The sequence below is a fragment of the Cohnella fermenti genome, assembly GCF_004801405.1.
GTDB lineage: Bacteria > Bacillota > Bacilli > Paenibacillales > Paenibacillaceae > Cohnella > Cohnella fermenti.
Genome location: NZ_SSOB01000048.1, coordinates 18842 through 39877, shown reverse-complemented (window position 1 = coordinate 39877; position 21036 = coordinate 18842). Strand labels below are relative to the sequence as shown.

The following is a 21036-nucleotide window of genomic DNA, read 5'->3' as shown; positions in this document are numbered from 1 at the left end:
ATTAGCGCTCCTCTCCGAGCTTCACGGCCTGATGGACCTTGAGGCGTCTGATATGGGCAACCAGCATCGCGACGCCGATCAGCATCATGACGCCGACGACGATATACAGCCGGTTCGTGTCCACGTTGTCGAAGACGACGCGGAACGGCGGAATCTGTCCTGCGGCGTTGTCCGTCGTCTGCAGGAACGGGAGGAACAGAATGCTTGCGAGCTTCCCGATGCCGATGCCGAGCCCGATGGACAATCCCGCGGTGAACACCTGCTCGAGCAGCAGCATGCCGGTAAGCTGCTTGCGCGACAATCCCATCGCTCTCAGAATGCCGATCTGCACAATCCGTCCGGACAGGTTGAAGAACCAGAACAGAATGTAGCCGGACAGCGAGACGACGATCGTCACCAGGAAGCCGAGGCTCAGAATGCCGAACACGCCGCCGCGCGCCGGATGCTTGCTCTGTGCGATCAGCTCGCTTCTCGCGTCGCTGATCGCCGCGATCTCGATCCCCTTCTCCTGAAGCTCCGGAATGAGCGGCGCGACCTTCGCCTCCGGCTCCATCTTCAGCCAGACGTCGTACGGCATCATCGGCGCCTCGTCGTACACATAATCGAGGTTCGCCACGATGAACGGCGACTCGGACGGATATTGCGCCGGCCAATACGGCAGCACCGCCGCAACGATAAAGCGCACGACCTGCTCCTGCACGACCGCCTGAATCTCGTCGCCGGGCTTCAGGTTGTACTTCTCCGCCAGGTTGGAGGAGATCAGCGAGTACTCCGCGCCCTTGCCCATAAGCGCGAGATACTTATACGGGTTTGCCGGGTACAGATCGTCCCGGAACCAGGCGACGCGGGCGAAGTCGACGTTGTCGATGCCGACGATCGTCCCTTGGCCGGCCGACCGGTCGTTCACCCTCACGTCCACCTTGGCTTGAAGCACCCTCGCGGCTTGCTCCACGCCGGGCAGCGTGCGGAACACCTCGAACGGCGGCTCCGAGTAGATGACCTTGGACGGGCCGGACGTCTGCCCTTGCCCGCCGCCTTGGCCCCCCTGGCCGCCTTGCCCCCCGCCCTGGCCGGAGCCTCCGCCGGAACCGCTGCCGGAGTTCAGGTCCGCGGTCCCTTCCCATACGGTCGTCACGACGACGTCGGTTCCGTACTGGTACAGAATTCGCTCCTCCGAGTTCAAATCGATCGTGCGCGCCGCGGAAGCGTTGTACACCCCGAGGCCGAGCGTCAGAATGAGCAGAATCATAAGCGGATAATAAGAGCGGGACGAGCGGGACAACTGCGTCAGCGTCAAGTAAAGCGGAACCGGCAGAATCGTTCGCCACAGACGGTTGAACAGCTTCAGCAGCAGCGGGAACAGCCTTAGGAAGAACAATCCCGCCGCGAAGATGCTGATCGCAGGGACGAAGAACAGGAACGGCTGAACGTTAAGCTGATCCGTCGTCATTCCCGTCTTGAAGCTGACCATCTGGCGCTCGTTGAACAGATACCAGCCGTAAGCGGCGACGCCGAGCAGCGCGACATCGAGGAACCATCGCTGCCAGGTCGGCGACTGGTCGCTTCTCGCCATCCGCCGCTTATGGTCGACGATCGACGTTCGCGTGTAGACGAACGCCGGAATGACCGCCGCGCCGATCGCGACAAGAACGGCGGCAAGGCCGGCGAGAATGCTCTCCGTCCCGAAGCCGACCGGAATCGCCTTGCGGTTGACGAATTCTAGGAACCCGCTCGCCGAACCGATGCTCTTCGCCATGAACCAGCCGATGAACGGCCCTGCGAGCAGCGAGATCAGACCGAGCAGAACGCCTTCCATCAGGAAGATAAGCAGAATCTGCCGCTTGCCGGCCCCGCGGCTGCGCATGACCGCGATGTCCGAACGCTGCTTCTCCAGCGCCTGGCGGGCGTTCATCGTGATGAAGTAGAACACCATCGCGATCATCGGTGCGGCCAGCGTGAACAGCATCGTCTGCAACTGGAGGCTGTCGCGGCGGAACTGCCCGAGCATCTCGTCGAAGGAGATGTCCAGGTGGGTCCCCTTCAGCTTCTGGTACACGTCGATGTCGATGCGGCCGAGCGTGTCCTCGAGAGGCGAGAGCTGGCTCGTCTTGATCTCCCTCAGATCGTAAGCCGCATACCAGCTCGCCATCTGCAGCGGAATGCCTTGCCCGGCGACGAGATCCTCCTTCATCGCCGGCTCGGCGACGAACAGCGTCGACATCAGGCTGTCGAGCCCTTGATACCAATAGCCTCCGGAGCTCTCCTTGGGCTTGAAGGAGCCGACGATCTCGATTCTCAGCGTAATATTAAGGCCCGAATAGATAGGATAGAGAAGCACATCGCCAACGTGCAGGTCGCTGCGGAACATCGCCTCCTCCATCATGACGGCCTGGATCGTGCCGTCTTCGGCCGCCCGGTCGGCATACCACTCGCCGCCCGCCATCTCGACCTGCTCCTTCAGCCCGCTGAAGGAGCTCAGCGTCATCTTGCGCGTGCGGCTCGCGTCCACCGCGCTCGGATCTTCCGGCTGCACCTCGGCGCTGCGAATCGTCAAGCTGTTCTGCGTCGCCTGGCGCGGGAAGCCGATCTTCGCCGGGATGTCCTCGGTAATGTACTCGTCGACGCTGCGGAAGGCGTCCGGGTCGGTCTTGCCGTCGGTCGACTGATAGAGCACGCGAAGCGCCCCTGCGGGCAGCCCTTCGCTGTTCTCCTGAAGCGACTGCGCGACGACGCGCTTAAGCGCTCCGTCCGCATACATCGGAATGCTTGTGGTGAACGCGACGGCGAGAAGCAGTCCGGCCAGAGTACTGAGCGTCAACCAGCGCGTGTTCCACATCTTGCGGAAGAGGAATCGGATCAGCGCCCCCATCCGTTATTGACCCACGACTTTCTGCCCCGGTGTTAAGCCCTGCAGCACTTCGGCATCCGTCGAGGTCATCTGGCCGACCTCGACATCGACCTCCCGCTTGCTGCCGTCGGCCTCGGCGACCTGCACGTAGGTGCGGGCTCCTACCGTTCGCAGCGCGGAGAGCGGAATGACGGTCGCGTTCTCCTTGCGGCTGAGAATGATCGACACGGTCAGGTACGTGCCGCGGACCGCCGTACTGGGCAGATCCTTCGCTTCGATGAGCAGGTACTGGTCCATGCTCTTCGTCTCGTTCGTCCCGCCGTTCTGGCCGTTGCCGCTCGTGCTTGTCGCCGTCGGCAGGCTCTTCACCTTGCCCGTCACCGTCGCGGTGCCGTTCACGTCGATCGTCGCTTCCATGCCGACCGTAATCTTCTCGAGGTAATCCTTCGACGGCTCGGCTGCGACAATCAGCTCGCTTGGATTCGCAATCACGCCGAGCGATTTATACGCCTCGACCGCATCGCCTTCCTTGGCGGTAAGCGACACGACCTCCCCGGCGAACGGCGCCGTCAGCACCGCATCGGCAATATCCTGCTCGAGGTCGGCGATCGCCTGGCGCTGCTCCTCGAACGCGATCTGCTGCTCCTCGAAGTCGATCGGGTCCATCTCGTCCTTCTTGCGCAGCGTCTCCTTCATGGCGAGCTCCGCCTTCCTCATCGAGAGCTGCTGGTTGCGAAGAGACTTCTTCATGTCCTCCACGTCCAGCTCCGCGATGACCTGGCCGGCCGTCACCTTGCTGCCGTTCTGTATGTACAGCTTCTTGATAAACTTGCCGGACAAGCTCTTCGACGTGTAATAGATCGACTTCTCCTGCGTCGACAGCAAACGCGCGGAGAACGACGCCTTCTTCTCGAGCGTCTTCGTCGTCACCTCGTATTCCGGCTTCTTCGAGATCTGCGGCAGTTGAATCGCGGACAGATCCTCTTCCACGGGTTCGTCCGGCAGCAGGCTGCAGCCCGTTACCGCGACGGACAGAGACAGCACGGCCAGAAGGCCGGCCGCGGTTCTTCTCTTCGGCTTTGCTTGTTCGGACTCGCGCTCACCCTTGGGCGAAGACGCCGTCCGCCATCTCATAGACATGGTCGGCTACCTCCATAATCGTCGTATCGTGTGTCGTCATGCAGATCGTAAGCTTCTCGGTCGCGACAATCTCCCGGAATACCGCCATCACTTGCGCGGCCATCTGGGAATCGAGCTCCGCCGTCGGTTCGTCCGCAAGCAGAAGGCTCGGCTTATGGGCGATCGCCTTCGCGATGGCGACCCGCTGCTGCTCGCCCCCGGACATCTCGGACGGCCTGTGGTGCATTCGCTTGCCGAGTCCGACGAGCTCGAGGCAGGACGTCACCCGCGGCTTCCATTCGGAGCGGGGAATGCCGGCCATTCGCATCGACAGCTCCACGTTCTCGTAAGCGGACAAGAGCGGCATCAAGGCATACGCTTGGAAAATAAATCCGATATCCTTCCGTCTAACGACTGTTCTGCGGTCATCGTCCCATTCGTGGAACGGCTGCTTGCGGAACCAGATCTGACCGGACGTCGGCGTGTCGAGCCCTCCCATCAGATTCATCAGCGTCGTCTTGCCCGAGCCCGATCGGCCCTTCAGCATGACAAGCTGCTCCGGATATAACGTAAGATCGATCCCCTTCAGCACCTTCAGCTTCTGATGCCCGACATCGAAGGATCGCTCGACTCCCTGCACGACAAGAAGCGGCTCTTTGCTCTCTATTCGGAATCCCTCCCTCTTCCAGTTGCGCATCCAACAATAATAACGAATAAGCATTCGAAAAAGTTACGGCTTTAGGTAGATTTTATGAGAATAATGAGAAGGCGTCCGCCAACCTTCCCCGAAAGTCGCCGGCAGACGCGGGAATTCGGCTTCCGAACGCCATCTTTTTTTCGTTTCCTCTTTATAAGGGAGGGAGATTTTGTGTATGATGAAGAAATAACGCGTTTGACTCGAGAAAGGTTGGTCGGAGTGGAGAGCAGAACGGCATCATCTAACAACTTCATCAGAAATATTGTCGTAGAGGACCTCGCGGCCGGGCGCGTGACCGAGATAGTGACCCGCTTCCCGCCGGAACCGAACGGCTATCTGCATATCGGGCATGCCAAGTCGATCTGCCTGAACTTTGAGCTCGCCGACGAGTTCAAGGGCCGGACGAACCTGCGCTTCGACGACACGAACCCCGTCAAGGAGGATGTCGAATATGTCGAATCGATCAAGCAGGACGTCAAGTGGCTCGGCTTCGACTGGGACGGCTTGTTCTTCGCCTCGGACTACTTCGGGGAGATGTACGAGCGCGCGCTGCTGCTGATTCGCAAGGGGCTGGCATACGTCGACGATCAATCCGCCGAGCAGATTCGCGAAAGCCGCGGCACGCTGAGCGAGCCGGGGACGAACAGCCCGTACCGGGACCGCTCCGTCGAGGAGAACCTCGAGCTGTTCGGGCGAATGAAGAACGGCGAATTCGGGAACGGCGAGAAGGTTCTCCGTGCGAAGATCGATATGGCTTCTCCGAACATCAACATGCGCGACCCGGTCATCTATCGGATCGTTCATGCCCATCACCATAATACCGGCGACGCCTGGGTCATCTATCCGATGTACGCATTCGCGCACCCGATCGAAGATGCGATCGAGGGCGTCACCCATTCCATCTGCACGCTGGAATTCGAAGACCAACGCCCGTTCTACGATTGGGTCGTCGAGCAATGCGAGATGGAGGCGAAGCCTCGCCAGTACGAATTCAACCGCCTGAACATCACGAACACCGTGATGAGCAAGCGGAAGCTGAAGGCGCTCGTCGACGCGAACATCGTCGACGGCTGGGACGACCCGCGCATGCCGACGATCTCCGGCCTTCGCCGCAAGGGCTACACGCCGGAGGCGATCCGCGCGTTCTGCCGCGAGATCGGCGTCGCGAAGAGCTACGGCGTCGTCGACGAGAGAATGCTCGAGCACTTCATCCGCGAGGACCTGAAGCTGAAGGCGCCCCGGACGATGGCCGTCCTTCGCCCGCTCAAGGTCGTCATCACGAACTATCCGGAAGGCGAAGTCGAATGGCTCGAAGCGGAGAACAACTCCGAGAACGAAGCGATGGGCAGCCGCCGAATCCCGTTCTCGCGCGAGCTCTACATCGAGCAAGACGACTTCATGGAGACGCCTCCGCCGAAGTACTTCCGCCTGTTCCCCGGCAATGAGGTTCGGCTGAAGCACGCCTACTTCATCAAGTGCGAGGAAGTCGTGAAGAACGAGGCCGGCGACGTCGTCGAGCTCCGCTGCACGTACGATCCCGAGACGAAGAGCGGCTCCGGCTTCACCGGCCGCAAGGTCAAGGGAACGATCCATTGGGTCGAAGCTTCCCAGGCCGTTGCTGCGGAGTTCCGCCAGTTCGAGCCGCTGATCAACGATAATGACGAGAACGCAGACGAGGAGGCGTCCTTCCTCGACCGCATCAACCCGAACTCGCTCGAGACGCTGCAAGGCTTCGTCGAGCCGAACATGAAGGAAGCGGCCGCTCAGGACAAATTCCAGTTTTTCCGTCACGGCTACTTTAACGTCGATTCGAAGCTCAGCGCACCCGCCCGCCCGGTGTTTAACCGAATCGTCTCGCTCAAGAGCTCGTTCGAGGTTGCGAAGGCGTAATAGATTGGGAAGCTCCGGACCATCCTAACAACAGCAAGCTCCACACCCGCCGGCTTGACCGGGGAGCGTGGAGCTTTTGTTATCTGTTTTGTTATCTTGCGGACGTTGAACCGAATCGCCTTCGCAATCGTCTTATTCCCGTACTGTAGAAGGAGGAGATATTCAAGATGAGAACGACAGCGCTCCCGTTCCGGGCTGTCCTTCTGGCCGTTGCCGTCCTGCTTCCGCTCGGGGGCTGTTCTGCGGGAGGCCAGGGAACCGCATCTCCCGGCCTGCCGAGCCCGACCTCTTCCGCCGTCCCTTCGTCGCCCTCGGCTTCGCCGTCCCCCTCTCCGTCCGCGTCGCCTTCCGCCTCGCCCGGAGCTTCTCCTAACGCTTCGGCACCGGCTTCCGAAGCCGCGGACCCGATCCGCGAACGAATCGAACGGATGACGCTGTCCGAGAAGATCGGGCAGATGATTATCGCCGGCATCGAGGGGAAGACGATGGGAGCGGACGCCCGCTCCATGCTCGCGGATTCCCATGTCGGAGGCGTCATCCTGTACGCCGACAACATCGACGGCGTGAAGGGAACCGTCTCCTTGATCAATTCGCTCAAGAGCTATAACAAGGAGCACACCGACATCCCGCTGTTCATGAGCGTCGACCAGGAAGGCGGCAAGGTCAGCCGGCTGCCGAGCAGCGATTACGCGAAGATTCCGACCAACCAGGTCGTCGGCGAGACCGCAGACGCCAAGCTGGCGGGACAGATGGGGCAGCTCCTTGCCCGCGAGCTGCTCTCCGCCGGGTTCAACCTCGACTTCGCGCCCGTTCTCGACGTGAACAGCAACCCGGACAATCCGGTCATCGGCTCCCGCTCCTTCGGCAGCTCCCCCCAACTCGTCGCCGAGCTGGGCGTCTCCGAGCTTGAAGGGCTGCGGAAGGGCGGCGTCATTCCGGTGGCGAAGCACTTCCCCGGCCACGGCGACACCTCCGTCGATTCGCATCTCGATCTCCCGGTCGTGAACAAAACCGCGGACGAGTTGACCAAGCTGGAATGGGTTCCGTTCGAAGCCGCCATCGACGCGGACGCCGAAGCGATCATGGTCGCCCACATTCTGTATCCGAAGCTCGATTCCGAGCGGCCCGCCTCCCTCTCCGACGAGCTGGTCGGCCACTGGCTGCGGGAGAAGCTCGGCTACGATGGCGTCGTCATCACCGACGACCTGACGATGGGGGCGATCGCCAAGCATTATACGCTGCCTGCGGCGGCGGTTGATGCCGTGCAGGCAGGCAACGACATCCTGCTCGTCGCCCACGGCGCGGACAACCTCAAGACCGTGCGGGAAGCTCTGCTGAATGCCGTCGCGAGCGGCGAGCTGGACGAGGCGCGGATCGACGAGAGCGTCTATCGGATTATGCGGCTCAAGACCGACTATTCCCTGAAGGACGAAGAGACTCCCGTGCCCGACCTGAGCAAGCTCAACAAGGACATCGAAGCGTGGCGCAATTCCCTTTAATGACGGCTCGCCTGCTTAGCCGAAGTCGAACGACTAACCGAAGTCGAACGCTTCGTACTTGTATGCATTGCGCAAGCTCGGCCACACGTCCGACGACTCGGCGCCGATGTACCAGTAAGCGAAGCCCGCGGCGCCCTGCTCCAGCGATTGCAGCACCTTCGCGGTCAACGAACGGCTGTCTTCCGTCCAGATCCGGTGCGTCTTCCCGCTCTTGGCATAAGTGAACACGTACTGTCCCAAGCCGGCGTTCCACGACTTGGTCGCGGAGGCGAGAGACTGGATACGCGCATTCTGCTCCTTCATCGACAGCTCCTCCGACGAGACGGCGGAGCCGAGCGTCCAATCCTGCGTGTAGAACGGCAGCGCCACGATCGTCTTCTCGGCCGGAACCGCCTGCAGCAGCGTCGACAGGCCGGTCTTCAGCCAGCTTAGCGACGATACCGAACCCGCGACCGGCGAGTTGGCCCAATGCTCGTCATAGGCCATCAGCACAACGTAGTCGGCCGCTTCGCCGATCGCTTCGTAATCGAACGCCGCCGTCCAGTCCGTGCCCAGATCGGGCGAGACGTCGACCGCCAGCACCGCTCCGCGTTCGTGAAGGGCGGCCGCCAGCTCTCCGATGAACGCGGTAAGCGCCTGCCGATCGCCCCCGGCCACGTTCTCGAAGTCGAGATTGACGCCGTCCATTCCGTAGGTGTCCGCAAGTGCGGCGATCCGGGAGACAACCGTCTGCCGGTTCGCCTGGCTGGCGAGCAGCGCATGGGTCGTCTCCGAATCGAAGCGGTTGCCGAACTGGCCCCATACCTGCTTGCCGTTCGCCGCGGCCCATTGCATAAGAGAAGCGCTTGTGCTGTCGGTGACGGAAGAAGCGGATTCGAGGAAAAAAACGCGGGGAACGAGAACGTTGACGGTGGAACGAGATACGCTCTCTTGATACTCGGCCAGCGTCTGCCCGTATTGCCAGCCGAGCTGCAAGCCGGTATTCGGGGTGGACTCGAACTCACTCTCCCAGTCGCCGGTCGTGCGAACCCGGTTCAGAAGCACGGCGATCTCCGCGCGGGTAAGCTGGGCCGACGGACGGAAGGCGCCGTTGTCGTCCCCCCGCAGCAGATCCGCTTGATAGACGGCCCGCACCGATGCCGCCGCATAACCCGAGATCGAGCCGGCATCCTTGAAGGGAAGCGCTGCGGAGCCGGACGCGGTCAGCTTCAGCGCCCGAACCAGAATAACGGCGGCCTGCTCGCGGGTAACGGGGGCATTCGGCTGGAACGCCGATGCGCTTGTTCCGGCGACAAGCCCCAGCTTGGAAGCCGCTTGCACCGCGCCATAGAACCAATTGGACGCCTTGACATCCTGGAACGAAGCGATGCCGCCGCTTGTCTCCTCCAGACCGAACAGCCGGATGAGCAGAGCGGCGAACTCCGCCCTCGTCACGGCTTTGTCGGGCTCGTAGAGCCCCGCGCTCGTTCCCGTGACGATCCCTTTGGCCGCGAGCGCGGCGATATCGTCCTTCGCATAGCTGTTCGCAATATCATGGAAGGCGGCGGAAGCCGCTGCGGAGGCCGCTTGCGGGGCTGCGGCCGGCACCGCTCCGACGCCGATTGCCAGCGCCGCGGCCAGGGGAATCAGCGCGCGGCGCGTTCTAGCGAATCTCATGCCAATACCACCTCAGATTAGATAGAATATACTCATCCTATCAAATTGCAGGGAATTGGTAGACATGCAAGTTCTGGCAGGGCATAACACGAAGAGGCCGGTCCGCGCCCGACGCGCAACCGGCCTCTTGCTCCGTTTACCCCTCATTCGCCCCGTCAAGCGGTAAACAGCAGATCCTCCATCATCGTAAGAAGGCGCAGCCGCAGCCCGCGAAGCTTCTCGATTCCGTAAGCGATCAGATCCTCGTCATCCGTCACCCGCAGGCTGGCAAGCTTGCCGTGAAGCTCGTCAATGCGCATGATCTCTTCCGAATAGGCGAGCTTGCGGTCGTATATCCGAACCCGGTAGAGAAGGTCGTCCGTCGTCTCCCATAGTTGCTCCAGCAATTGTTTCGGCATTGTGATCTTCCTTTCGTCGCTTGGCTATCCTTCCATCCTATTCACCAGAGGACCAAAGGTTCAAACAAGCCGACCTTCCGGACATGCCTCCCCGTCATCGCTTGAGAGTCTCGACGAGCTTCTCGCGCTGCTTCCCGTACTCGTAACGCCTCCGCAGTTGATCCGCCGTCCCCTCCTCCGAATGCAGCGGGTTCGGCCGGTCGAACAAGACGGCCCCCGGAGAGCCTCCGAGCACAACGATTCGGGTCGCAAGCAGAAGCGCTTCGTCCACATCGTGCGTAATAAACAGAACGGATTGCCGCGACGAGAGCCAGAGCTCCCGCAGCTGCTGCTGCAGACTCTCGCGCGTGATCGCATCGAGCGCTCCGAACGGTTCGTCCATGAGGATGATCGTCGGCGATGCCGCGATCGTCCGCGCGATGGCCGCCCGCTGCTTCATACCTCCGGACAGCTCGTACGGAAGCCGGTCCGCGGCATCGATCAGCCCGACGAGACGCAGCGCATCCTCCGCGCGTTCCCTCCGCTCCTCCCGGCCGGCGCCCTGCATCCGGAGGCCGAACTCGACATTGCGGCGAATCGTCAGCCAAGGGAACAGGTTCGCATGCTGGAAGACAACCCCCACCTCGGGACGCGGCCCGCTCCGCGCGGCGCCGAGAACGTTCACGCTCCCGGACGTCGGCCGCTCGTAGCCCGCGATCAGCCTCAGCAGCGAAGTTTTGCCGCAGCCGGACGCCCCCAGCACACACACGAATTCATTTTCCCGCAGCTCCAGATCAATCCCGTTAAGAACAGCCTTCGCTCTTCGCCCGCTGCCATATTGAAAAGCCATATTCTCAATAGAAACCAGACGCTTCCCTCTTGCTTCGGTCGCCAAGTCGATCATTTATCGCTTCAACGCCTGTTGATTGATGGCCGCCTCGAATTCCTTCAGCTCCGGAACAGTCTCGACGAGCTTCTGATCCGCAAGGAATTGTCCGGTCTCCTGAAGCACCTTCGCGAACCCGCTGTTCTCCGCCTCGCCGCCGAGATACTTGGCATCCTGCTGCTCCTTGGACGTCAGCCAGACGAGCTGCTTCGTCTGCGCCAGCGCATCCGCTTCGTCCGTGCTGAGCAGCGGTGCGAGCGCCTTGGCCGCTTCCTCCGGCTTGTCGCGGTACTGCTCGATCGCGGCGTCCAGCACGCCGACGTACTGCTTCACGAACTCGGGATATTGTTCCGCGAACTTCGTGCGAACGACTCCGACATCGGCCGTGATGGCTCCCTGCTCGGACAATTGCTGCGCCGTCACGAGAATGTTGCCGTCTTCCTGCAGCAGCTTCGCGAGCGTCGGATTCCAGACGAACGCGGCATCGATATCCTTGCGCTGCCAGGCGGCAAGAATGTCTTGCGGCTGCAAGTCGAGAATCGTCACCTGCGTCGGATTCACGCCTTCGAGCTTAAGCGCGGACAGGAGGCTGAAGTGCGCGGTGGAGCCGAACGGCGTCGCCACCTTCTTGCCGACGAGATCCTTGACGGACGCGATGTTCGCGCTGCCTCTAACGGCCAGCGATTCGGCTTCGCCGATAATGTCGTGCAGGAAGTACACCTGGTACGGCAACTTATTGGAGATGCCGATGGCCACCGGCACGGAACCTGCCAAGCCGAGATCGATGCCGCCCGCCGCAATCGCCGTGTTGACGTCGCGCCCGGAATCGAACGGCTTCCAATTGATGTGGACATCGGGGAATTGTTTCTCCGCAAGCCCTTGGGCCTTAACAAGCAGCTCCGCGTTCGGAATAACCTGATAGCCGATCGTCACTTCCTTCGGCAGGCTGCCGCTCCCCGACTTGTCGTTGCCGCAAGCCGATAACGCCACGGTTGCCGCAATCGCCAGAATGACGGCCGATAGCTTTGCTTTTTTTCTTCGCGCCATGAATAGACACTCCCCCAACTATAATGGATAAATCAATTATTCCTTGCCGTTCCACGGCACCTGCGTCCTCGCCAGCCAGCGAATGAACAGATCCAGCAGAACCGCGATAAGGCCCATCAACCCAATTCCGACGAAGATGATGTCGCTGCGCAGGAACTTGCTGGCATCGAGCACCATCCAGCCTACCCCGGAGACGGCTGCAACCATCTCCGCCGCGACCAGCGTCGTATACGCCATCCCCATCGCCGTTCGGATTCCGGTGAATATATCAGGCAAGCACGATGGGAAAATCACGAATGCGAACACTTTAGCGCGGCTCGCCCCGAGCGAACGCGCCGCCAGGATTCGATCCCGAGGGATTCGGGCAACCCCGGCCGCAACGGCGATATACAGAGGCGCGAACGCTGCCAGGAACAGCAGCGCGATCTTGGACGAGTCGCCGATTCCGAGCCATAGAACAAGGAGCGTGTAGTAGGCAAGCGGAGGCAAGGGACGGTAGAACTCGATGAGCGGATCGACGAGCGCCCTCGCCTTCGGCGAATACCCGCTCAGAAGGCCGAGCGGAATCGCGGTCGCGAGCGCCATCAGGAACGCCAAGAGAAGCCGCTTCAGGCTCTCGCCGATGTGGACGGCGAGCGGGCTTCCCTTGTAGCCTTCGCGGCAGATGTCGACGAAGGCCGCCCACACTTGCCGGGGCGAAGGGACGAAGAGCGGATCGACCCAACCAAGCCCGGTCGAGACCCACCATAACGAGAGCAGGAAGCCGATCGACAACAGAGACAGCCATCCGTTCCACGGGCGCACTCGCATAGCGGACCCGCCTCAGTTCCCGGAGGACGGAAGATGATCGTACGCCACGATCTCTCCCGACTTGCGCAACCGCGCCGCCCGATTCCGGGATTCCCCGTTCTTGCTGGCGCCGGCGGTCAGCGGGAGCAGAGGGAAGAGCAGCTCGGCGATGCGATAGGCTTCCTCCAGATGGGGGTAACCCGACAGAATGAACTTCTCGATGCCGAGATCGGCATATTCCTTGATTCTCTTCGCCACCGTCTCGGGATCGCCGACCAATGCCGTGCCCGCTCCTCCGCGAACGAGTCCGATGCCCGCCCACAGATTCGGGGAGACGACCAGCGAGTCGCGGCTGCCGCCGTGCAGCTCGGCCATCCGGCGCTGGCCATGGGAATCCATCCTCGCATACACCCGCTGCGCCTTCGCGATCGTCTCGTCGTCCAGATGCCGGATCAGATCGTCGGCCGCCGCCCACGCTTCCTGTTCCGTCTCGCGCACGATGATGTGAAGCCGAATGCCGAACGTCAGCTCCCTGCCTTCGACCGCCGCCCGCTTGCGCACGGCTTCCACCTTCTTCTTGACCTGCGCGGGAGGTTCTCCCCACGTCAAGTACACATCGCAATGCTTCGCCGCGACATCGATCGCCTTCGGCGAGGAACCGCCGAAGAACAGCGGCGGATACGGCTTCTGTTCCGGAGGATAGAAGAGCCGCGCTCCCTTGACCTGGAGGTGATCGCCGTAGAGCGTCACCTCCTCCTGGCTCAGCACCTTCCGCCATATGTGGAAGAACTCGTCGGTCAGCTCATACCGCTCGTCATGCTCGAGGAAGATGCCGTCCGCCTCCAGCTCCTCGGGATCGCCTCCCGCCACCACGTTGACAAGAAGCCTCCCCTCCGACGTCCGATCGAACGTCGATGCCATCCTCGCCGCAAGCGTCGGGCTCATCAGCCCGGGACGGACCGCGACGAGGAACTTCAGCCGGCGGGTTGCGGGGATAAGCGAAGAAGCGGTCACCCAGGCATCCTCGCACGACCTTCCCGTCGGCAGCAGCACCCCTTCATAGCCGAGATCGTCGGCCGCGGTTGCGACCTGACGCAAGTAAGCCGGCGACAGCTCGCGCGCCCCTCGGCTCGTACCGATGTGGCGCCCGTCTCCGTAAGTTGGGATAAACCAGAATAGCTCCATTCTTTTCTCCCCTTCTGCTCTGACGATATAAAAAAAAGATCCAACGCCAAGCCGCAGCCGCCCATCCGTACAGGCGATCGCGACAGCGTTGAATCTCCGGCGGCCCGGTCGACTCTCTCTGTGCTTGAGATTTATCCTACCCAATATTACCAAGTATGTCAATTGGAATTTACATATATATTTCATGGCCTCCGCCGCAGCCCATTTGTCCCCTTCAATTCCATTATGCCTCCTCTCCCGTTCACTCAGGACCGCCTCCCACTGCTCAGATCCGCCGCTCCTGAACGAAGGGGAGAAGCGGCCTAAGGCCGGAGAACACGGTATAGTGCCGCTCCTGCCATGGCACGCGCTTACTATGCCTGCTATGCGGGGTTCCTGAGCGAACGGGAGAATAAGAAAAACGCCTAACGGCGTCCTTTGAGTGCGAGCGTATCCGTTTGTACTCCTATCCATCAGCTCCAGCGTCATGCGGCAAGGCGCTATCCCCCTTCTCCGCGCTTATGCCTCTCCTCCCCGCGGCTCAGGAACCTCTTGGCCCTTCGCCGCCCCCCGACCGCCGCCGGGTGCTTCCCCACTCCTTCCCATCCTGAACGATCGGCAGAGCAAAGACGGTCGAGACATCGCGCCCTGACCGTTCCACCCGACGCTGTTCGCACCTCTGCCCCGACGTCTTTTGCCCTCTGATCCGCCGGCTTTTGTCCTCTGATCCGCCAGCTTTTGCCCCCTAGTCCGCCGGCTTTTGCGATTTTATGTGGTTTTTCACATTTATCGGTTTGAATGAGCCGCAATCTCGGCGTTTTATGTGATTTTTAGCCTACATGCGGCAACTGAAGCCGGTATTTTCTCTATATAGGCTATTTTTCACATAGAATCGTCCAACCTGCCCGTTATCGCGACGCTCGAATGTGATATTTCACATACATTCCTCGTATCCGGCGAGTCCGGCGAGATGCCCGGTCCCCCCTCCCGCACGATTCTAAATGGGCTGCCCCATAACTTATCGATTCTTATATGTTAAAAAAACATCCTCCAATAGCCCGGCGAAGAAGGCTTTCGGAGGATGAGTTGCGGCAGACGGGGCTCAACAGCAGCAAGGAATCGGGGCTGCGACCGATCGGAGCCGCACGGCGAATCGGCTGCGATTAAGCGCCGTACGCGGAAGGGTTCTCCCTCCATGCTTGGAGCAGGGAGACGTCCTCTTCGCGGATCGCGCCGGACTTCACGGCCGTCTGAATCAGCGCTGTATAGTTGGACAGCGTGTCGAGCGGGATGTTCTCCGCGGCGAAGGCATCGAGGGCGTTCTGGAACTGGTAGGTGAAGATCGCGACGACCCCCTGCACCGAGCAGCCGGCTTCGCGAACCGCTACCGCCGCCTTCAGGGAGCTGCCTCCGGTGGAGATCAAATCTTCGATCAGGACAACCTTCTGTCCCGCCTCGAAGTGGCCCTCGATCTGATTCGCCTTGCCATGGCCCTTCGCCTTGTCGCGAACGTACAGCATCGGAAGGTTCAGCTTCTGGGCGACCCAGGCCGCATGCGGAATGCCGCCCGTCGCGATGCCGGCAACCGCCTGGCAATCCGGGTACTTCTCGCGGATGATCGTCGCGAAGCCTTCCGCGATCAGCTCGCGAATGGCCGGATAGGACATCGTCAGACGGTTGTCGCAATAGATGGGCGACTTGATGCCGCTTGTCCATGTGAACGGCTCGTGCGGGCGCAGCGCGACGGCGCCGATGCTCAGCAAGCCCTTGGCGATCTCGGCAGGTACTTGGTCAAGTGATAGGGTCGACATAATTATGAGCTCATCTCCTTAAGGATGGTTTGCAGAGCGGCGGCCGGGTCGGCGGCTCCCGTGATCGGTCGGCCGATGACAAGGTAGTCGGTTCCGCCTTGAACCGCATCGTAAGGCGTTGTGATCCGCTGCTGGTCGCCGATATCCGCTCCCTGCGGCCGGATGCCCGGCGTCACGGTGAGGAATGTGGACCCGCAAGCCGCCTTGATCGCGCCGACTTCGAGCGGCGACGCGACAACGCCGTCGAGACCGGCATCCTTCGTCAGACGGGCGCAGCGCAGAACGGCTTCCTCTACCGTGCCGGGAATGCCAAGCTGGTCATTCAAGGTCGCCTGGTTCGTGCTCGTAAGCTGGGTCACTGCGATGATAAGCGGCTTCGCCGACGCCTCGCCCGCGTCGAGGGCGTCTTCAACGCCTTGAACCGCCGCCTGCATCATCGCGAGGCCGCCCCCCGCGTGGACGTTGAACATGTCCACGCCCAGCCGGGCGATGCTGCGGGAGCCGCCCTTGACCGTATTCGGGATGTCGTGCAGCTTAAGATCGAGGAACACCCGGAAGCCGCGAGCCTTGAGCTCGCCAATGATGTCCGGCCCCGCCGCGTAGAACAGCTCCAGGCCTACCTTCGCCCAGCAGCCGCTCCCCTGCAACTGCTCGGCCAGCAGCAGAGCCGCGCGAGCGTCCGGCTTGTCCAGCGCCACCATGACTTTCCCTGCCGCCTGTTCCGGTGATAACTTGGTCGTCGTCACGTTTATCCCGCTCCTTCGATCGCTTTAGTGTATTCCTTGCAGCCTGCCCATAGAGAAGCCCGGGCCCCACCCGCTTGAAGGCGGAGGAGACCGGGCGTACAACCATCGTTACTGAAGAACCGGCATCGGTTCGCTGGAGAAGCGAAGTGCCTCAAGCATGTTGAGGAGAGCGCGAACCGTGTCCAGCGAGGTCAAGCAGACGACCCCGTTCTCGACCGCCTCGCGGCGGATGCGGAATCCGTCGCGCTCCGGCGTCTTGCCCTTCGTCAACGTGTTGACGACGAATTGCGCTTGGCCGGTGCGAATCAGGTCGAGAATGTTCGGCGTGCTCTCGCTCAGCTTGTTCACACGCTTGACGCGCATGCCCGCCTGCTCGAGCGCGTCGGCCGTGCCGCCCGTCGCCATCAGCTTGTAGCCGAGCTGGTAGAAGCCGCGCAGAATCTCGATCGCTTCGTCCTTGTCCTTGTCGGCGATCGTCGCGATGATCGAGCCGGATTGCGGAATCTTCATTCCGGAGCCGATAAGGCCCTTGAACAGCGCCTTGGCGAAGAAGCGGTCGCGACCCATAACTTCCCCGGTGGACTTCATCTCCGGAGTAAGCGTCGGGTCGACGCGGCGAAGCTTCGCGAAGGAGAATACCGGCACCTTGACGGAGACGTACTGGTCTTCCGGCCACAGGCCTTCGCTGTAGCCCAAGTCCCCAAGCTTCACGCCGAGGATCGCTTGGGTCGCCAAGTTCGCCATCGGCACGTTCGTGACCTTGGACAGGAACGGCACCGTACGCGAGGAGCGCGGATTAACTTCGATAACGTACACTTGATCCTGCCAGACGACGAACTGAATGTTGACCAGACCGATCGTCTTCAGTTCCTTCGCGATGCGGGTCGTGATGTCGATCGCTTGCTTCTTGACGTCCTCCGACAGCGTCTGCGGAGGATAGACCGCGATCGAGTCGCCGGAGTGAACGCCTGCGCGTTCAATATGCTCCATGATGCCCGGGATGAGCACCGTTTCGCCGTCGCAGATCGCGTCGACTTCAATCTCTTTGCCGAGCATGTAGCGGTCGATCAGAACCGGATGCTCCGGATTGATTTTCACAGCTACCTTCATGTAAGCAAGCAATTCTTCGTCGGAGTAGACGATCTCCATCGCGCGTCCGCCGAGGACGTAGGAAGGTCGAACAAGAACCGGATAGCCAAGCTCCTGAGCCGTGCCGACCGCCTCGTCGACCGAAGTGACCGTGCTGCCCTTCGGCTGCGGGATGTTCAGCTTGCGAAGCAGCGCCTCGAACTTCTTGCGGTCTTCCGCTTCGTCGATGCTCTCCAGCGACGTTCCGAGAATGCGCACGCCTGCCTTGGAGAGCGGTCCTGCCAGGTTGATCGCCGTCTGCCCGCCGAATTGCACGATGACGCCGATCGGCTTCTCTTGCTCGATGACGTTCATGACGTCTTCGAAGAAGAGCGGCTCGAAGTACAGACGGTCCGACGTGTTGAAGTCGGTCGATACCGTCTCCGGGTTGTTGTTGATAATGACCGCTTCATAGCCGGCGTTGCGAAGCGCCCACACCGCATGAACCGTCGAATAGTCGAACTCGATGCCCTGGCCGATCCGGATCGGGCCGGAGCCCAGAACAATAACCTTCTCCTTCGTGCTCGGAATCACTTCGTTCTCCGTCTCGTAGGTCGAGTAGTAGTAAGGGGTCGTCGCTTCGAACTCGGCCGCGCACGTATCGACCATCTTATAGACCGGCTTCAAGCCTTGCTGAACGCGCAGCGCGCGAATGTCCGCCTCGACCGTATGAGCGGCGCTGGCGCCTTGGCCTTCCTTGCGAAGCTCGGCGATCGCGCGATCCGTGAAGCCCATGCGCTTCGCTTGGTACAGCGTCTCTTGCGTCAGGCCGGGCTCTCTGCGGATCGTATCCTCGAAGGAGACGATTCGTTCGAGCTTGTCGAGGAACCACCAGTCGATGTTCGTGATGTCCTGAATCTTCTGCAATCCCCAGCCGCGGCGGAACGCTTCGGCAACGAGGAACAGGCGCTCGTCGTCAGGCTTCGCCAGGCGGGTCGTCAACGTCTCGTCGTCCAGCTCGTGCGCATCCTTCAGCAGCAGTCGGTGAACGCCGATCTCCAGGGAACGGATCGCCTTATGGATCGACTCTTCGAACGTGCGGCCGATGGCCATTACTTCGCCGGTCGCCTTCATCTGCGTGCCGAGCTTGCGGTTGGCGTCCGTGAACTTGTCGAACGGCCAGCGCGGAATCTTGCTGACGATGTAGTCCAGCGTCGGCTCGAAGCAGGCATACGTCTGGCCCGTAACCGGGTTGACGATCTCGTCAAGCGTATAGCCGACCGCGATCTTCGCCGCCATCTTGGCGATCGGATAGCCCGTCGCCTTCGAGGCGAGCGCCGACGAGCGGCTGACGCGCGGATTGACTTCGATGACATAGTATTGGTAGCTCTGAGGATCAAGAGCGAATTGGACGTTGCAGCCGCCCTCGATGTTCAGGGCGCGGATGATCTTCAGCGATGCCGAGCGGAGCATCTGGTACTCGCGGTCGGACAGCGTCTGGCTCGGAGCCACAACGATGCTGTCGCCCGTATGGACGCCTACCGGATCGAGGTTCTCCATGTTGCAGACGACGATACAGTTGTCGTTCGCGTCGCGCATAACCTCGTACTCGACTTCCTTCATGCCGGCGATCGACTTCTCGATCAGGCATTGGCCGATCGGGCTGTAGCGGATGCCGTTCGCAACCGTCTCGCGCAGCTCTTCCTCGTTGCCGACGATGCCTCCGCCCGTTCCGCCCAGCGTGTAAGCCGGACGAACGATAACCGGATAACCGATCGTGTTCGCGAAGTCTACGGCTCCTTGAACCGTCGTGACGATGTCGCTCTCCGGAACCGGCTGCTCCAGCTCGCGCATCAGCTCGCGGAACAGGTCGCGGTCTTCGGCCTTCTCGATCGCCGTCAACTGCGTGCCGAGCAGCTTCACCTTCTCCTTCTCGAGAACGCCGGCGCGAGCCAATTCAACGGCCATGTTCAGGCCGGTCTGGCCGCCGAGCGTCGGAAGCAAGCCGTCCGGACGCTCCTGGCGAATGATCTGGGAGACGAATTCGAGGTTGATCGGTTCGATGTATACCTTGTCGGCCATGTTCGTGTCGGTCATGATCGTGGCCGGGTTGCTGTTGATCAGGACAACTTCCAGTCCCTCTTCCTTAAGCGCTTGGCAAGCTTGCGTACCGGCGTAGTCGAATTCCGCCGCTTGTCCGATGACGATCGGGCCGGAGCCGATAACGAGAATTTTCTTGAGGTCTTTATTTCTGGGCATACTGCAGTTCTCCTCTCAGCGTCTCTGCCAATTGCGCCTGACGGGGACGCTGCGGATTGGCGGATTTATGTTCGCGAATCATCTGAATGAAGCGGTCGAAAAGATAGCTGTTGTCGAAGGGGCCCGGGGCCGCTTCCGGATGGTACTGCACCGTGAAGGCCGGGAACTTCTTGTGCTTCAAGCCTTCAATCGTCTTGTCGTTGTTGTTGATGTGCGTCACTTCGAGCTCGGTGCCGACGATCGACTCGTCCTTGACCGTGTAGCCGTGGTTCTGCGAGGTGATGAAGCAGCGTCCGGATTCGAGCTCCTTCACCGGATGGTTGCCGCCGCGGTGGCCGAACTTCAGCTTGTCGGTATCCGCGCCGCAGGCGAGGGCGAACAGTTGGTGGCCCAGGCAGATGCCGAAGATCGGGAATTCGCCGAGCAGTTGGCGGATCGTCTCGACCGCATGCGGAACGTCCTTCGGGTCCCCGGGGCCGTTGGACAGCTGGATGCCGTCCGGCGACAGGCGGCGAATCTCGTCGGCGGTCGTGTCGTGAGGGACGACGACGACGTCGCAACCGCGCTGCGTCAGCTCGCGCAGGATGCCGCTCTTCGCGCCGTAGTCGATCAGGACGATGCGCTCGCGGCTGCCCGGGCTCGAGAAGACGCTCTTCGTCGAAGTGCGGGCGACTTGGTCGCGCAGCAGCGAGGACAGGGACAGGCGCTCGGCGAGCTCCTCGACGCGCTCGTTCCCGGTCGACAGAATGCCCTTCATCGTGCCGTGCTGGCGGAGCTTCCTCGTCAGCATGCGAGTGTCGATCTCGCTGATGCCGATGATGCCGTATTCCTTGAACAGGTGGTCAAGCGTATATTGGGCGCGCCAGTTGCTCGGCACGTCCTCGTGACGGCGAACGACGAAGCCGTGAATATAAGGGCGCACGGCCTCGAAGTCGTCCCGGTTGATTCCGTAGTTGCCGATGAGCGGGAACGTCATCGTGACGATCTGACCGCAGTAGGACGGGTCGGAGAGCACCTCCTGGTAGCCCGTGATTCCGGTGTTGAAGACAACCTCGCCCGAGGACGCCCCTTCGGCGCCGAAGCCCTTCCCCGTGAAGAGGGTGCCGTCTTCCAGTAACAATCTCGCTTGCATCCCGATTCCTCCTTAAGTATGTGTACGCAATCGCAGCCGTCCGCGATC

14 protein-coding genes and 1 pseudogene are annotated in these 21036 nt (G+C 61.3%); 2 read left to right on the top strand and 13 right to left on the bottom strand.

Features of this window, described 5'->3' with window-relative positions; translation table 11 throughout:
* Nucleotide 1: 1 nt before the first annotated feature.
* The 3 genes and pseudogenes from E6C55_RS27445 to E6C55_RS27435 all read right to left on the bottom strand — a co-directional run.
* Entirely contained in the window at nt 2-2869 is a 2868-nt protein-coding gene (locus E6C55_RS27445; RefSeq protein ID WP_136373028.1) for an ABC transporter permease, read from the bottom strand.
* Nucleotides 2870-2872: 3 nt separating this feature from the next.
* The gene (locus E6C55_RS27440) at nt 2873-3988 is read right to left on the bottom strand and encodes an efflux RND transporter periplasmic adaptor subunit (RefSeq protein ID WP_168735905.1); all 1116 of its coding nucleotides are present in this window, start codon (nt 3986-3988) and stop codon (nt 2873-2875) included.
* Nucleotides 3948-4625, bottom strand: a pseudogene (locus tag E6C55_RS27435) (ABC transporter ATP-binding protein); the annotation flags it as partial. The gene E6C55_RS27440 and the pseudogene E6C55_RS27435, both read right to left, overlap by 41 nt.
* A gap of 258 nt (nt 4626-4883) precedes the next feature.
* Here E6C55_RS27435 and E6C55_RS27430 point away from each other — a divergent pair.
* Entirely contained in the window at nt 4884-6554 is a 1671-nt protein-coding gene (locus E6C55_RS27430; RefSeq protein WP_407923772.1) for a glutamine--tRNA ligase/YqeY domain fusion protein, read from the top strand.
* Nucleotides 6555-6721: 167 nt separating this feature from the next.
* On the top strand, nt 6722-8053 hold the full coding sequence (gene nagZ / locus E6C55_RS27425; protein WP_136373026.1) for a beta-N-acetylhexosaminidase: 1332 nt from the start codon (nt 6722-6724) through the stop codon (nt 8051-8053).
* Nucleotides 8054-8086: 33 nt separating this feature from the next.
* Here nagZ and E6C55_RS27420 read toward each other — a convergent pair whose 3' ends face one another.
* The 10 genes from E6C55_RS27420 to E6C55_RS27375 form a co-directional block, all read right to left on the bottom strand.
* A complete protein-coding gene (locus tag E6C55_RS27420; protein WP_136373025.1) occupies nt 8087-9709 on the bottom strand; it encodes an S-layer homology domain-containing protein in 1623 nt (540 codons plus the stop codon).
* 155 nt (nt 9710-9864) lie between these two features.
* Nucleotides 9865-10107, bottom strand: a complete 243-nt coding sequence (locus E6C55_RS27415) for a hypothetical protein (RefSeq protein ID WP_136373024.1) — start codon at nt 10105-10107, stop codon at nt 9865-9867.
* 94 nt (nt 10108-10201) lie between these two features.
* On the bottom strand, nt 10202-10990 hold the full coding sequence (locus E6C55_RS27410; protein WP_136373023.1) for an ABC transporter ATP-binding protein: 789 nt from the start codon (nt 10988-10990) through the stop codon (nt 10202-10204).
* A complete protein-coding gene (locus E6C55_RS27405; protein ID WP_136373022.1) occupies nt 10991-12019 on the bottom strand; it encodes a taurine ABC transporter substrate-binding protein in 1029 nt (342 codons plus the stop codon).
* Between the two features lie 36 nt (nt 12020-12055).
* Nucleotides 12056-12829, bottom strand: coding sequence for an ABC transporter permease subunit (locus E6C55_RS27400; protein WP_136373021.1), 774 nt, complete (start codon nt 12827-12829; stop codon nt 12056-12058).
* 12 nt (nt 12830-12841) lie between these two features.
* On the bottom strand, nt 12842-13993 hold the full coding sequence (gene ssuD / locus E6C55_RS27395) for an FMNH2-dependent alkanesulfonate monooxygenase (RefSeq protein ID WP_136373020.1): 1152 nt from the start codon (nt 13991-13993) through the stop codon (nt 12842-12844).
* Nucleotides 13994-15135: 1142 nt separating this feature from the next.
* Nucleotides 15136-15783 carry an orotate phosphoribosyltransferase gene (gene pyrE, locus E6C55_RS27390; RefSeq protein ID WP_136373019.1) on the bottom strand — a complete coding sequence of 216 codons (648 nt, stop codon included), beginning with the start codon at nt 15781-15783 and terminating at the stop codon, nt 15136-15138.
* Between the two features lie 2 nt (nt 15784-15785).
* The gene (gene pyrF / locus E6C55_RS27385) at nt 15786-16529 is read right to left on the bottom strand and encodes an orotidine-5'-phosphate decarboxylase (protein WP_269145565.1); all 744 of its coding nucleotides are present in this window, start codon (nt 16527-16529) and stop codon (nt 15786-15788) included.
* A 108-nt stretch (nt 16530-16637) separates the two neighbouring features.
* Nucleotides 16638-19856 (bottom strand): carbamoyl-phosphate synthase large subunit, encoded by a 3219-nt coding sequence (gene carB, locus E6C55_RS27380; protein ID WP_136373018.1) that lies wholly within the window; start codon nt 19854-19856, stop codon nt 16638-16640.
* A complete protein-coding gene (locus E6C55_RS27375) occupies nt 19843-20988 on the bottom strand; it encodes a carbamoyl phosphate synthase small subunit (RefSeq protein WP_136373017.1) in 1146 nt (381 codons plus the stop codon). The genes carB and E6C55_RS27375 overlap by 14 nt, the downstream gene beginning before the upstream one ends.
* Nucleotides 20989-21036: the final 48 nt, after the last annotated feature.